Raw genomic sequence first — 13,649 nt, forward strand, 5'->3', positions numbered from 1 at the left:
AGGATAGGAGCATGTCCGTTCTCGCGCGTGCGCTGGCGATCCGGCGGCTGCTCGATCCCGCGGGCGGCAACGCCGCGCTGCGTCTGCTGCGATCGTCCAACCTGCCCTTGGCGGGTGCCCTGCTGCCCACGCACCTCGGGGCGCCGGGTGCGAGGATCCCGACAGCCGAACTGCACGAGCGGCTCGACATCGATCTGGAGGAGCTGCGCCCTCATCTCGAGCTCCCGGAGCGCACGGGCAAGGCGTACTGCGACGACTGGCGTGCCGCGGGTCTGCTCGTGCGACGTGCGGCGAGCGACGCCAGGGGCGAGACCTACGAACTGTCGCCCGACGCCATCGACGCGCTTCGGGTGCTCGAGCAGCTCGAGGCGCCTCGGACGGCCCTCACCGAGTCCCGGCTCGTGAGCCTGGCGGCCGCGGTGCGGCAGCTGGCGATCGACACCGACCCCGACGTCACGCGCCGAATCGACGGGCTCCGGGCTGAGAGAGCCCGCCTGGACGCCGAGATCGCGCGCCTCGAATCGGGGGACATCGAGCCCGTGGACGAGCGCCGTGCCAGAGAACGCGCCACCGAGGTGCTCGTGATGGCGCAGGATCTCCCCACGGACTTCGCACGTGTGCGAGCGCAGTTCGAAGCGCTCAACCACGACCTGCGCGCACGGATCCTCGACTCGAGCAAGACCCCCGGGAGCGTGCTGGACGACGTATTCCGCGGCGTCGACCTCATCGAGTCCTCCGACGAGGGGCGCACGTTCACCGCGTTCGCGGCTCTCGTGCGCGACGCCGAGCGCTCGGACGAGCTCGAGTCGGACCTGTCGGCGGTGCTGTCACGGGACTTCGCGCTCGCGCTCGCGCCCGAGGCGCGACGGATACTGCGCGCCCTCGTGAGGCAGCTCAAGTCCGGCAGCAGGGAGGTGCAGGTGGTGCTGACCGAGTTCGCGCGGGGGCTGAGGCGCTACGTCCAGTCCCACGAGTTCCAGCGCGACCGCGCGCTGCGCGACGCGATCCAGGAAGCGCTCGCCGCCGCCGTCCCGGCGAGCCGACGGGTGAAGCCGTACACCGCGGCGGGGATCGAGCTGGAGCTCACGGCGAGCTCGTTGCGGAGCGCGGGTGAGTTGACGCCGCACGACCCCGCGGAGTTCGAGCCGAGCGCACCGCTCGAGGACGTCGAGCCGGGTCTGATCGACTTCGAAAGCCTCGCAGCGATCGCCCGGGAGACCGAGATCGATTTCGTCGAGCTGACGGAGGCCGTGAACGCTGTCGTCGCGCGGGGCGAACCGGCGTCGGTCGGGGACGTGCTCGAGGCCCACCCGGCGAGCCAGGGCCTCGCGAGCGTCATCGGCCTGCTGTCGCTCGCCACGCGCCACGGAGCGATCGACAGGGGTGCCGTCGAGCGGCTCACCTGGACCGGATCCGACGGCGCGGTGCGCTCCGCCGATGTCGAACGTCACGTCTTCACGAAGGAGATCCCGGCATGACCGATACGGACGCACACGCGGATCCCGCGGAGCACCTCGAGTCGGATGGGCTCTGGCACGGCGATCTCGGCCGGCTGCACGAGCGGTCCCGGCGGGCGCTGCTGGAGGTGCTCAAAGGCCCGTACCTGTCGGGTCGACAGCAGCCTCAGCTGTGGGCGGCCCTGGTCGCCGACGAGCGCGCGATCCGCTCGCGGCTGCACGAGCTCTTCCTCGAACTCGTCATCGATCCCGTCGATGAGTTCGCGTTCGTGCGAAAGGTGCGGACAGACGAGATCGACGTGCCCAGCGCGCTGCGGTCGGAGGCGCTGACCTTCATCGATACGGCCATGCTGCTCGTCCTGCGGCAGATCCAGCTTTCGGCGATGGGCGACCGGCGCGTGATCGCGGGACGCGACGAGGTGTACGACCGACTCGCGGTCTATCGTGCCGGCGCGGATGAGGGCACCTTCGAACGCAACCTCAACGCGGCGTGGACCCGGATGAAGAGCAGGTTCCGGGTCATCCACGACGTCGGCGACGACCGAGTCGAGATCTCGCCGGTCGTGCGGTACCTCATCGACGAGGAGAGGGTGCGCGCGCTGGCCGTCGTGTATGGGGACATCGCGTCCGGCGCCGGTGCGGGTGGACGCGATGACGTGGAGGAGAAGGCATGACCGACACGGATGCGCTGCGCACCGCGGCCGACGGCGCGCTCGCCGTCGGCCAGTGGCGGCTCGCCGAGGTGCAGCTCGCGAACTGGGGCACGTTCGACGGCGTGATCCATCGTGTGCCGATCGCCCGTCAGGGGCACCTTCTCACGGGGCCCTCCGGATCGGGCAAGTCCTCCCTGCTCGACGCCATCGCCGCCGTGCTGACCCCCGACAAGTGGCTGCGGTTCAACCAGGCCGCGCAGGGCGCCGGGGCGCGCACCGAGCAGCGAGGGCTCGTCAGCTACGTGCGCGGCGCGTTCTCGCGCACCGAGGATGCGACCGACGGGCGCGTCGTGAGCACCTACCTGCGTCCCGGTTCCACCTGGAGCGGGATCCTCCTCCGGTACGAGGACGGCGGTGGCGGTACCGCGAGCCTTGCACGTCTGTTCTTCCTCAAGAAGAGCGGTTCTGCGCTCGCGGACCTGCAGGACCTCTGCCTGATCGAACGTGGACCCGTCGACCTGCGTGACCTCGAGGACTTCGCGCGCGGCGGCATCGAGGCGAGGAAGGCGCAGGCGCGCTGGCCCGACGCCCTCATCACCACCAACCGCAGCCACGGTCGCTTCTACGCCCGGCTGCAGTCCATCTTCGGAATCGCGCAGGAGAACGCGCTGCAGCTCCTGCACAAGACTCAGTCGGCCAAGAACCTCGACAGCCTGGACCAGCTGTTCCGCGACTTCATGCTCGACCGACCCGCGACGTTCGACATCGCGGAGACCGCGCGCGAGCAGTTCGGCGAGCTGCGGGACGCCCATGATCGCGTCGTCGACCTGCGTCGTCAGCGCGATCATCTTCTGCAGCTGCGAGATGCCTCCACGGCGCTCGACGCCGCGCAGCTCGATGTCGGTCGATCCCAGGTCCTGATCGACGCGAACGTGCCGTACCAGAAGGGCGAGGCGCTTCGACTGGTGCGTGAGGAGCTCGGCGACCTCGATGAGCGGATCGCGCAGCTCGAGATCGACGCGGAACGCGCGCGGGCTGTCGCCGCGCGGGCCGAGGACACCTACCTCGCCGCGCGCGACGCGGCGATGGAACGCGGGGGAGCTGAGGCCGAGCATCTGCAGCAGCGGCTCGACGACGCCCGGCGTGCCGCTCGTGACGCGGGCGAACGGTGGGAGACCCTCGCGCGTCAGCTCGCGACGGTGGGCATCGAGCATGCGCCCGAGACCGCCGAGGAGTTCACGGAGCTCCGCGCAGCCATCGATCGCGAACTCGGCGAGGCGACGAGCGCGACAGGCGCCACGCATCCGCAGCATGAACGACTCACCGTGGCGAAGCGCGAGCTGCGCCGGATCGACGGGGAGATCGACGCGCTGCGCACGAGCGGCACGACCGTGCCGCGGGGGCTGCTCGAGGCCCGGCGTCAGATCGCGGCCGGCGTGGGCGTACCGGCGTCGGCTCTGCCGTTCGCGGCCGAGCTGCTCGAGGTCAGGCCTGAGTTCGACGCCTGGGCGGGCGCGATCGAGCGGGTGCTCCGTCCGCTTGCTCTCACGATGCTGGTGCGGCCGGAGCATCTCCCGGCCGTGCGGCGCTGGGTCGACGCGAACGAGATCGCGGTGCGCCTGGTGTTCGAGGAAGCCGGCGGATCGGCGGGCCCGCCGCGGCCCGCCGCGAGCAGCACCTCGCTCGTCAACCGTGTGCGCGTGGCCCAGGGCCCGTTCGGCACCTGGCTCTCGGCGCGGTTGTCGGAGCAGTTCGACTACGCGTGCGTCGAGACCCCGGACGGGATGGACGAGCATGTCCGGGCCGTCACGATCAACGGCCAGATCAAGTCGTCCCGCACCCGCTACGAGAAGGACGACCGGGTGAGGATCCGTGATCGGGCCGCGTGGGTGCTGGGCGATCGCGCCGCGAAGCTGGAGGCGCTGATCGCCTTGCGCGCAACGGCAGATGCCGAGGTGACCGCCGCACAGCGGGATGTCGACCGCGCCGAGGAGCGCCGGGCGTTCGAGGAGCGCCGGCGCGGGGCGCTCGCGACGCTGCGGGAGGCCTCCTGGCACAGCGTCGATCGGTCGGGCGCCGCCATGGCTGTCGCCGCGCTCGAGCAGAGACTCGCAGAGCTCACGAAGGCCGATGGCGCGCTGCGCGACGCGATCGTCGTGTGCCAGGCCGCCGAGAGGGATCGAGATGAGGCCTCCGCCATCGACCGCGCCGCGCAGGTCGCGCTCGATGCGTCCCGGGCGGCGCGGGCCGCCGCCGCTGAGGACGAGGCCGGCCTCATGGCGGAGTTCGATGCCGGGCTCGTGGAGCAGGTCGGCGAGCAGACCCGTGCGGAGCTCGCCCGGAGGTTCCGCGCGGTGAAGCGGACGCTCACGCGGCGCGAGCTGGCGGAGATCGGCCAGCGAGTCGGCGGTGTGCTGATCGCCGAGCGGGATGCCGCGATCGGTCGGGCCACGCACGCCGGCAACGACGTGACCCGACTCGCGGCGCAGTTCATCGATCGGTGGCCGGAGGCATCGGCCGAGAGGATCGCCGCCATCGACGACCGCGGCGGCTTCATCGACATGCTCGACCGCATCCTCGCCAACGGCCTGCCCGAGCAGGAGACGCGCTTCCGGACTCTGCTGAGGGATCGCTCGCGCGACCTGATCGGGGACCTGCGCGGCGAGATCCTGGGAGCCACGCGCGCGATCCAGGATCGGATCGACAGCGTGAATGCCGCGCTGCGCCGTTCCGCGTTCGACGAGGGACGCTATCTCCGGCTCCAGGTTCGGCAGGTCCACAGCGCGACGGTCAAGCGCTTCCTCGCCGAGCTGAAGGACATCGCCGACGACAGCTGGACCGACGAGGACGACGCGTCGGCTGAACGCCGCTTCGCCCTCCTGGCCGAGCTGATGCGACGGTTCGGGTCGAGCGACCACATCGACCGTCGCTGGTACGCGGAGTGTCTCGACACCCGCCTGCATGCCACGTTCCGGGCGCACGAGGTCGACGAGCACGACCGCGTGCACGCCACGTACGATTCGGGTGCCGCGATGTCGGGCGGGCAGCAGCAGAAGCTCGTCGTGTTCTGCCTTGCGGCCGCGCTGCGCTACCAGCTCGCGGATCCCGATGCGCCGTTCTCCCGCTACGGCACGATCGTGCTCGACGAGGCGTTCGACAAGGCCGACAGCGGCTACACGAAGATGGCGTTGAACGTGTTCGTGGAGTTCGGCTTCCAGATGATCCTCGCCACGCCGCAGAAGCTGCTGCGAACGATCGAGCCGTACGTGGGGGCCGCGACCTCCGTCGAGAACCCCACCCGGCGGCGCAGCGTGCTCTCGCAGGTCGACTGGCGAGGTCGACGGTGATCGACGTCGCCGCAGCTCGGGCCATCGCGTCGGCCCGACTCGGCTCGCGCAGATCGACATGGGCGACCGAGCCGCCCTCGGAAGCCCCTGTGCTCACTGTGCCCCTCAGGCCTCCGAGCGAACGGGAGGCGCGGGCGGACCAGGCGGCGGCGCAGTCGTGGGCACGCGAGTGGCTCACGTGGCCCGTCTCGGACGGGGCGGACGTCGAGTGGGCGTCGCGCGAGTGGCGCACGGTGGGCCGGCAGCGCCTTCCGGTGCGTCTGCACCTGCGCGATCCGGACGCAGTCGCGGCGTTCGTCGGCGGCCGGGCCGCCGCGGAGTGGACGCGCTTGAGGGATCGAGCGGCGACGATCCGGGATCACCTGCACGGCGCGGATCCGGCGGCGCTCGCGACCGCGATCCGTCGGCATGCCGCGACGCTCATCGGCTACGGCGACCGCGAGTTCGACCAGGTCCTGGCGGCGGCGGCATGGGTGATCGGCGAGCACGTGCGCGGACTGCGCCCGCGGCAGCTTCCCATCCGCGGCGTCGACAGCAAGTGGTTCGGGGCGCACCGCTCGGTGGTGAGCGCGCTCGCGGCGACGAGCGGCGTCGACGATCTGGGCATCGTGGACGCAGACCCCCTGGTGCGCGTGCGGGTGCTCGATCCGTCGCTGCTTCCCGGTGGTCCGCTCGATTTCGCTGCTCCGGTGGCGCAGCTGCAACTGCTCGCCCTGGCCCCGCGCGGCGCGTTCGTCTTCGAGAATCTCGAGTCGGTGCTGGCGATGCCGGCGTGGCCCGGAGCGATCGCGATCCACGGATCGGGATATGCCGTCGGACGGCTCCGGGACGTGCCGTGGCTGGCGCGAACGCCCGTCGTGTACTGGGGCGACGTGGATTCGAACGGCTTCGCCATCCTCCACCAGCTGAGGGCACACCATGACGACGTCCGGTCGGTGCTGATGGACGAGGAGACGCTGCGCGCGCATTCCGACCTGTGGGTGGTCGAATCGCAGCCTGCCCGGGGGCGATTCGCTCACCTCACGGAGTCCGAGGAGCGGACTCTGGCGGCGCTTCGAGCTGCCGGGGATGTGCGCCTCGAACAGGAGCGCGTGCCCTGGCAGACGGCGGTGGAGGCGCTGTCGGTGGCCTGGGCCGGACTGCCGTCGGTGCCGTGAGCCGCTGACACGTGCGCCCGGGCCGTCGCGGCGCCCACTCAGCCGAGAGCCCCTACGCTGGAACCCATGACCTCCTCGACCGCGTCGAGGGGGGCGGCGATGTGGGCGCTCCTCTCCCTCGCCATCGGCTCCTTCGGCATCGGCATGACCGAGTTCGTCTCCATGGGGCTGCTCCCGGGCATCGCCCGCGACCTGCTGCCGGACGCGTGGGCGTCCAGCCAGGAGGACGCGATCGCGCAGGCCGGCCTGCTCATCAGCGTCTACGCGCTCGGCGTCGTGATCGGCGCGCCGCTCATCGCGGGGTACGCCGCGCGCTTCCCGCGGCATCGCGTGCTGATCGCGCTCGCGAGCGCCCTCATGCTCGGCAACCTCCTCACCGTCGTGGCGCCGACGTTCGAGACCGTGGCGCTGGCGAGGCTCATCGCGGGTCTGCCGCACGGGGCGTACTTCGGCATCGCGGCGATCGTCGCGGCCGACCTGCTCGGCCCCGGCCGGCGCGCCCAGGGCGTGTCGATCGTGATGAGCGGTCTCACGATCGCGAACGTCGTCGGCGTGCCGCTCGGCACGTGGCTGGGCCAGGTGGCCGGATGGCGCGTCTCGTACGCGGTGGTCGTCGGCGTCTTCGCGCTCGGCGCGCTCATGGTCGCGTTCATCGTGCCGGCCATGCCGGGTGACGGCTCCCGCTCGCTGCGGCACGAGCTCGGCGTCTTCCGCCTCGGCCAGGTGTGGCTCACGCTCGGCGTGGGCGCGATCGGGTTCGGCTCGTTCTTCGCGGTCTACAGCTACATCGCGCCGATCATGACCGAGGTCGCCGGCGCGCCGGAGTGGGCCGTGCCGATCGCGCTCGTCGCGACCGGCCTCGGCATGACCGTGGGCAACCTCGTGGGCGGCGTCGTCGCCGACCGCAACCTCGCCCGCGCGATGCTGGCGGCGTTCCTGCTGCTCGCGGCCGGATCGGCCGTGGTGGGCGCGGCGACGGCGCATCCGGTCACGCTCGTGATCGCGATGTTCCTGTTCGGCGCGATCAGCGCGCTCGCGGGCCCCGCCGTCCAGACCCGCCTCATGGACGTCTCGGGCGATCGCCCCACGATCGCCGCGGCGCTGAACCACTCGGGCATGAACGTGGGCAACAGCCTCGGCGCGGCGCTCGGCGGCGGAGTGATCGCGCTCGGCTGGGGCTACGCGGCGCCGGCCTGGCTCGGCGTCGTCCTGGCGCTGCTGGGCGTCGGCATCGTGCTCGGCAGCTTCGCGCTCGAGCGACGCTCGGTCGAGCTGGCCGCCTGAGCCGCGCGGCGGGGGAGACGCGTCAGCGCGTGCCCCACGTGTACTGCTGCTTTCCGAGCTTCAGGTACACGAACGTCTCGGTCGATGCGACGCCCTCGAGCGCGCGGTCGCGCGTCAGCCCGCGCGGCAGCCAGATGGCGTGCGTGGCGCCGATCGTGCGCGCCAGCTCGGCCTCGACGCGAGCGCGGTCCGCGTGCGGGTTGCGGCGCGGGTCGAGCTGCACGGTCTCGGTGAGCAGCACGGTGCCCTCGCCGTCGACGTGGAGGCCGCCGCCCTCGTTCACGAGCAGCGAGCTCACGACCTCGGCGCCCGCGTGCTCGGCGACGATGCGCGCGATGCCGGCGGACAGCGTCCACTCGGCCCAGGCGGGGGAGCCCCAGCCGTTGAAGACCCAGTCGACGGCGCCCAGCACTCCCGGCCGGTCCTCGTCCAGCACGAACGTCGGGCCGCAGTCGCGCATCCAGAACTCGTCGAGCGGCGCCTCGACGATCGCGATGTCGGACGACAGCATGCGGCGCGCCCTGGCGGTCTCGCTCGGGTCGACCACCATCGTGACGGGCTCGAAGCGCGCCACCGCGTCGGCGACGGCCGCCCACGCTTCGTACCCGGCTTCGCGTTCGGCCGCGGTGCCGCCGAGAGTGAGGCCCTCGCGCGGGAAGGCCATCCAGGTCCGCTCGTGCGGTGCGGTCTCCGCGGGCATCCGCCACGTCATGCTGTCTCCCATCCTCCTATTGATCACCTGATCAATAAGTGCGACGGTAGCCGCTACGCTGAGGGGGTGTCAAGCGACGAGCGCCGTCCCCGCGCCCCGCGCCGCGCCCCCGAGGAGCGGCGTGCGGACATCCTCGCCGCGGCATGCGCGGTCGCGGCGGCCGAGGGGCTCGGCGCCGTCACGATGCGCGCGGTCGCCGCGCGAGCGGGCGTGGCCCCGGCCCTCGTCGCGCACTATGCCGACGGCGGCATGGACGCGCTCGTGGCGGCGGCGTTCGAGGGGATCGTGGCGCGCGAGCTCGCCGAGGTGGCGGCGATCGTCCGCGCGGAGACGGAACCCCGGGCCGCGCTCGCGGCCATGGTGCGCACGCTCGCGGGCGGAGAGCGCGACGAGGTCACGGGGACGTGGGTCGAGGCGTGGGCGCTGGGCCGCCGGAGTGAGCCGCTCGCGGCCGCGGTGCGGCGTCAGATGGACGACTGGCAGGCGCTCGTGCAGGAGGTGGTCGAGGCGGGCGTCGCGTCGGGCGCGTTCCGCGTCGCGGACGCGGCCGAGGCGGCATGGCAGGTGCTCGGCATGATCGACGGCGTCAACGCCCAGGCTCTCGTGCGCTGGGGCGACACGGCCCGGCGCTCCGACCTGCTGCTTCGCGCCGTCGAGGGCATGCTCGGGGCGCAGTGACCCGCTCTACGCCGGCGTGCCGCGGCCGGCGAGGCGCCGACGGCGGCGCCACTCGCGCATCCGCCCGCCGAGCTTGACGACCAGCACGATCGCGCCGACGAGCAGCAGGGCGGCCAGGATCGCCGCCAGAGGCAGCAGCAGGAATGCCAGCACCAGCAGGACGATCGCGGTCGCGTCCTCGCCGAGGCTGACGAGCACGTTCGAGACGGGCTCGGGCAGCAGGTTCACGGCCGCGCGGGTCGTCATCTTGCCGAGGCTCACGCCCGCCGCCGTGACGCCGCCGGCGACCGCGGTGCCGACCGCCACCGCCGTGCCGTGCTCGGCGCCGATCCCGAGGCCCAGCGCCGCGGCGAACAGCGGGCGCAGCACGGCGTGGATGCCGTCCCATGCGGAGTCGAGGTAGGCCACCTTGTCGACGAGGGTGTCGCCGATCGCGAGCACGGCGACGACGATCAGCAGCCACGGCTCGGCCAGCATCGGCGGGATCGCCTCGATGACCCCGGCCGCCGGGCCGGCCGCGCCGAGGGGCACGAGCGCCTTGACCAGGCCGAGCGTGAAGACGACGAAGTACGGGCGCAGGCCCGATGCGGTGCCGGACGCGATCGCCAGCAGTGCCGCGGTCCAGACGGCGTCCATCAGACGTCCGCGTCCAGGAGGCGCCGCAGATGGCGGCCGACGGCGGCGGTCTCGATCAGGAAGCCGTCGTGACCGAAGTCGCTCGCGAGCACCACGGCCTCGTCCCCGTCGAGCGTGTCCGGGATGCCCCGCGCGATGCGGTGCTGGCCGTCCACGGGGAACAGGCGGTCGGTGTCGATGCCGAGCACCAGGGCCTTCGCGGTCACGGCGGCGAGCGCCTGCTCCACGCCGCCGCGGTCGCGGCCCACGTCGTGCGAGTCCATGGCCTCGACCAGACGGATGTAGGAGTTGGCGTCGAATCGCCGCGTGAACTTGTTGCCGTGGAAGTCGAGGTACGACTCCACCGCGAAGCGGCCGCCGTGACCGAGCGGGCTCACGCCGGACTGCCACGACCGCTGGAAGCGCTGGTTCAGCTCGGTGGGGCTGCGGTAGTTCAGCAGCGCCATGCGGCGCGCGAGCGCGAGTCCGCGGTGCGGTCCCTCGCCGTCTGCGGCCTCGTAGTAGTCGCCGCCGCGGAAGCGGGGGTCGATCAGGATCGCCTCGAGCTGCACGGAGTTGAGCGCGATCTGGTCGGCCGTGTTGACCGGGGGAGCCGACAGCACGGCGAGCCGCGCGAGACGATCCGGGTGCCCGACGCCCCACTCGAGCGCGTGCATCCCGCCCATCGAGCCGCCGATCACGGCCGCCCACACGTCGATGCCGAGCGCGTCGGCAAGGCGTACCTGCGCGGCCACCTGATCGCGCACGGTCAGGTACGGGAAGCGGGACGCCCACTCCTCGCCGTCGGGATGGATGCTGGCCGGGCCCGTGGAGCCCTGGCAGCCGCCGAGCATGTTCGGGGCGACCACGAACCAGCGGTCGGTGTCGATCGGAGCGCCGGGGCCGACGATGTCCTCCCACCAGCCGGAGGTCGGATGACCCGGGCCGGCGGGACCGCGCACGTGGCTGTCGCCCGTGAGCGCGTGCAGGATCAGCACGGCGTTGTCGCGCGCGGCGTTCAGCTCGCCCCAGGTCTCGTAGGCGAGGCGGAACGACGGCAGCACCCCGCCGCCCTCGAGGCGCAGCTCGCCGAAGCCCGCGAACCGGCGGTCGCCCGCGGGGTCGCCGTCGCGCCACGCGCCGGACGCGGGCGGCCGGCCGACCATGGACCGGGCGTCGGCCTCCGTGACGAGGCTCGACGGCACCGTGTCCTCGGAGATCTGCCAGTCCATGGCCTCATTCTCCCGTGCCCCGCGGCCGGCCCGGGCCACTGTTACGGGCCGAGCCCGCGACTGGGCCAGGATGGGGGGATGGCGACGCGCGTGGTGGTGGCGATGGACGGCTTCAAGGGCACGCTCGATGCGGCGACGGCCGGCGAGGCCGTGGCTGCCGGCTGGCGGAGGGCCGAGCCCGACGCGGACGTCGCGGTGCGGCCGATGGCCGACGGCGGCGAGGGCACGCTCGAGGCGTTCGCCCGGGCCGTCGAGGGGGCGCAGCGGATGCCGCTGCGGGTCACGGGGCCCGCCGGCGTGCCGATCGACGCCGCCTGGCTGCTCCTGCCGCCGACCGAGGGCCTCCCCGGAGGAACCGGCGTGGTCGAGCTGGCCTCGACCTCGGGGATCGAGCTGCTCGGCGACGCGCTCCGCGGCCGGGACGCCTCGACGCTCGGCTTCGGCCAGGCCGTGCGCGCGGCGATCGACCACGGCGTCTCGCGGCTCATCCTCGGGATCGGGTCGAGCGCCTCGACTGACGGCGGGATCGGGCTGCTGACGGCGCTCGGCGCGCGGTTCACCGACGCGTACGACGTCTCGGTGGCGCCCGGCGCGGCCGGGCTCGACGAGTTGGCGAAGGTCGACCTCACGCGCCTGCGCCCGGTTCCCGAGGGCGGCGCGCTGGTCCTCACCGACGTCACGAACCCCCTCACGGGCCGCCGCGGAGCGGCCGCGGTGTTCGGGCCGCAGAAGGGCCTGGACGCCGACGGCATCGCGCGCGCGGACGCCGGGCTGGTGCGCCTCGGCGTGCTGCTGGGCGCCGATCCCGGCGCGGCTGGCGCAGGAGCCGCGGGCGGCGCGGGCTACGGCCTCCTGGCGTGGGGAGCGCAGCTTGTTCCCGGTGCGGCCGAGGTCGCGGAGCTCACCGGACTGGCCGACGCCATCGCGGGCGCCGACGTGGTGATCACGGGCGAGGGGTCCTACGACGGCCAGTCCGCCGCGGGCAAGACGCCGGCCTTCGTGCTCGGCCTGGGCCGCGAGGCCGGGGCCCGGGTGGCGGTCGTCGCGGGCCGGATCGCCGACGACGCCGACACGTCGGGGATCGAGGCTCTGTCGCTGACGGCGCTCGCCGGATCCGCGGAGTCCGCGATGGCCGAGCCCGCGCGCTGGCTGAGGGACGCGGGCGAGCGGCTCGCGCACACGATCCGAGGGGAGTCCTGATGGACCTGGTCAACTGGGCGGGCAACGTCCGCTTCCGCGCCGAGCGCATCGCCACGCCGGCGAGCGTCGACGACGTGTGCGCCATCCTGTCGGGCCCGGGACCGTTCCGCGCACTCGGCAGCGGGCACTCCTTCAGCCTCATCGCCGACACCGACGGCACCCTGATCTCCACCGCGGGCCTCGCCGCGGCGCCCGTCGTCGACGCGCAGTCCCGCACAGTCACCGTCGGGGCCGGCATCCGCTACGGCGAGCTGGCCCGCGCCCTGGAGGCCGAGGGCTGGGCGCTCGCCAACCTCGCGTCGCTGCCGCACATCTCCGTCGCCGGCGCGGTGGCCACCGGGACGCACGGGTCGGGCGACGCGGTGGGCACCTTGTCGTCCGCGGTGGCCGCGCTCGAGCTCGTCGTGCCCGGCGGCGACGTCGTCCGGCTGCGCCGCGGCGATCCGGCGTTCGACGCCGCGGTGGTCTCCCTCGGCGCGCTCGGCGTCGTGACCTCCATCACGCTCGACATCGAGCCCTCGTTCGAGGTGCGCCAGCGCGTGTACGAGAACCTCCCGCTCGAGACCGCCCTGGCCGACTTCGACGCCCTGATGGGCGCCGCCTACAGCGTCAGCCTCTTCCTCCGGTGGGGGGACCGGGATGTCGTCGATCAGGTATGGACCAAATCGCGCTCCGCGGAGCCGCCCGTGCTGCCGGGCGATCCGGCGCCGGCGGCCGGGCCGGTTCACATGCTGGCGGGCGTCTCACCTGCCGCGTGCACGCCGCAGCTCGGCGAGCCGGGCCGCTGGCTCGATCGGCTCGCGCATTTCCGGCTGAGCCACACGCCCTCCGCCGGCGCCGAGCTGCAGTCCGAGCACCTCGTGCCGCGCCGGCACGCGGTCGCGGCGATCCGCGCCGTGCGCGAGCTGGCCGACCGGATCGCCCCGCTGATCCAGGTCACCGAGATCCGCTCGATGCGGGCGGATTCCCTCTGGCTCAGCCCGGCCTACGAGACGGACGCCGTCGGGCTGCACTTCACCTGGCTGCCGGACCAGCCTGCGGTCGAGGCCGTGGTCGCCGAGATCGAGGCGGCGCTGGCGCCGTTCCAGGCGCGTCCGCACTGGGGCAAGCTGTCCGCGATGGACGCCGCCGGTCGTGCCGCCGTGTGGCCCCGCCTGCGCGAGTTCGCCGCGCTCACGCGCGAGTTCGACCCGGAGGGGCGCCTGCGCAACCCCTACCTGTCCTTCCTCGACGAGCTCTGACCCGAGGAGCCGCGCGCACCGCCCCCAGGCATCTACGGATGTGCGAGCGAAGCGAGCGTGGAGCGAAGCGACC

General features: G+C 73.1%; 11 protein-coding genes. 8 read left to right on the forward strand and 3 right to left on the reverse strand.

Features of this window, described 5'->3' with window-relative positions; translation table 11 throughout:
* Positions 1-11 precede the first annotated feature (11 nt).
* The 5 genes from ASD19_RS11015 to ASD19_RS11035 all read left to right on the forward strand — a co-directional run bounded on the left by ASD19_RS11015 (position 12) and on the right by ASD19_RS11035 (position 7,898).
* Positions 12-1,478: a DUF3375 domain-containing protein gene (locus ASD19_RS11015; RefSeq protein WP_055992587.1), complete on the forward strand. Its 1,467-nt coding sequence runs from the start codon at positions 12-14 to the stop codon at positions 1,476-1,478.
* Positions 1,475-2,131, forward strand: a complete 657-nt coding sequence (locus ASD19_RS11020; protein WP_055992590.1) for a DUF4194 domain-containing protein — start codon at positions 1,475-1,477, stop codon at positions 2,129-2,131. The genes ASD19_RS11015 and ASD19_RS11020 overlap by 4 nt, the downstream gene beginning before the upstream one ends.
* Positions 2,128-5,457 carry an ATP-binding protein gene (locus ASD19_RS11025; RefSeq protein ID WP_055992593.1) on the forward strand — a complete coding sequence of 1,110 codons (3,330 nt, stop codon included), beginning with the start codon at positions 2,128-2,130 and terminating at the stop codon, positions 5,455-5,457. The genes ASD19_RS11020 and ASD19_RS11025 overlap by 4 nt, the downstream gene beginning before the upstream one ends.
* Positions 5,458-5,546: 89 nt before the next feature.
* Positions 5,547-6,614 carry a Wadjet anti-phage system protein JetD domain-containing protein gene (locus tag ASD19_RS11030; protein ID WP_055992596.1) on the forward strand — a complete coding sequence of 356 codons (1,068 nt, stop codon included), beginning with the start codon at positions 5,547-5,549 and terminating at the stop codon, positions 6,612-6,614.
* A 66-nt stretch (positions 6,615-6,680) separates the two neighbouring features.
* The gene (locus ASD19_RS11035) at positions 6,681-7,898 is read left to right on the forward strand and encodes an MFS transporter (protein WP_055992598.1); all 1,218 of its coding nucleotides are present in this window, start codon (positions 6,681-6,683) and stop codon (positions 7,896-7,898) included.
* A gap of 22 nt (positions 7,899-7,920) precedes the next feature.
* Here ASD19_RS11035 and ASD19_RS11040 read toward each other — a convergent pair whose 3' ends face one another.
* Complete coding sequence (locus ASD19_RS11040) at positions 7,921-8,622, reverse strand: agmatine deiminase family protein (protein WP_442922538.1); 702 nt, start codon at positions 8,620-8,622, stop codon at positions 7,921-7,923.
* 54 nt (positions 8,623-8,676) lie between these two features.
* Here ASD19_RS11040 and ASD19_RS11045 point away from each other — a divergent pair, with 54 nt between their 5' ends.
* Complete coding sequence (locus ASD19_RS11045) at positions 8,677-9,288, forward strand: TetR family transcriptional regulator C-terminal domain-containing protein (RefSeq protein WP_055992601.1); 612 nt, start codon at positions 8,677-8,679, stop codon at positions 9,286-9,288.
* Positions 9,289-9,294: 6 nt separating this feature from the next.
* Here ASD19_RS11045 and ASD19_RS11050 read toward each other — a convergent pair whose 3' ends face one another.
* Positions 9,295-9,924 carry a DUF4126 domain-containing protein gene (locus ASD19_RS11050; RefSeq protein ID WP_055992604.1) on the reverse strand — a complete coding sequence of 210 codons (630 nt, stop codon included), beginning with the start codon at positions 9,922-9,924 and terminating at the stop codon, positions 9,295-9,297.
* The gene (metX, locus tag ASD19_RS11055; RefSeq protein WP_055992607.1) at positions 9,924-11,135 is read right to left on the reverse strand and encodes a homoserine O-acetyltransferase MetX; all 1,212 of its coding nucleotides are present in this window, start codon (positions 11,133-11,135) and stop codon (positions 9,924-9,926) included. The genes ASD19_RS11050 and metX overlap by 1 nt, the downstream gene beginning before the upstream one ends.
* 78 nt (positions 11,136-11,213) lie before the next feature.
* Here metX and ASD19_RS11060 point away from each other — a divergent pair, with 78 nt between their 5' ends.
* Both ASD19_RS11060 and ASD19_RS11065 read left to right on the forward strand, forming a co-directional pair.
* Positions 11,214-12,335 (forward strand): glycerate kinase, encoded by a 1,122-nt coding sequence (locus tag ASD19_RS11060; protein WP_055992610.1) that lies wholly within the window; start codon positions 11,214-11,216, stop codon positions 12,333-12,335.
* The gene (locus ASD19_RS11065; protein WP_055992613.1) at positions 12,335-13,576 is read left to right on the forward strand and encodes an FAD-binding protein; all 1,242 of its coding nucleotides are present in this window, start codon (positions 12,335-12,337) and stop codon (positions 13,574-13,576) included. The genes ASD19_RS11060 and ASD19_RS11065 overlap by 1 nt, the downstream gene beginning before the upstream one ends.
* Positions 13,577-13,649 lie beyond the last annotated feature (73 nt).

The organism is Microbacterium sp. Root53, assembly GCF_001426925.1.
GTDB lineage: Bacteria > Actinomycetota > Actinomycetes > Actinomycetales > Microbacteriaceae > Microbacterium.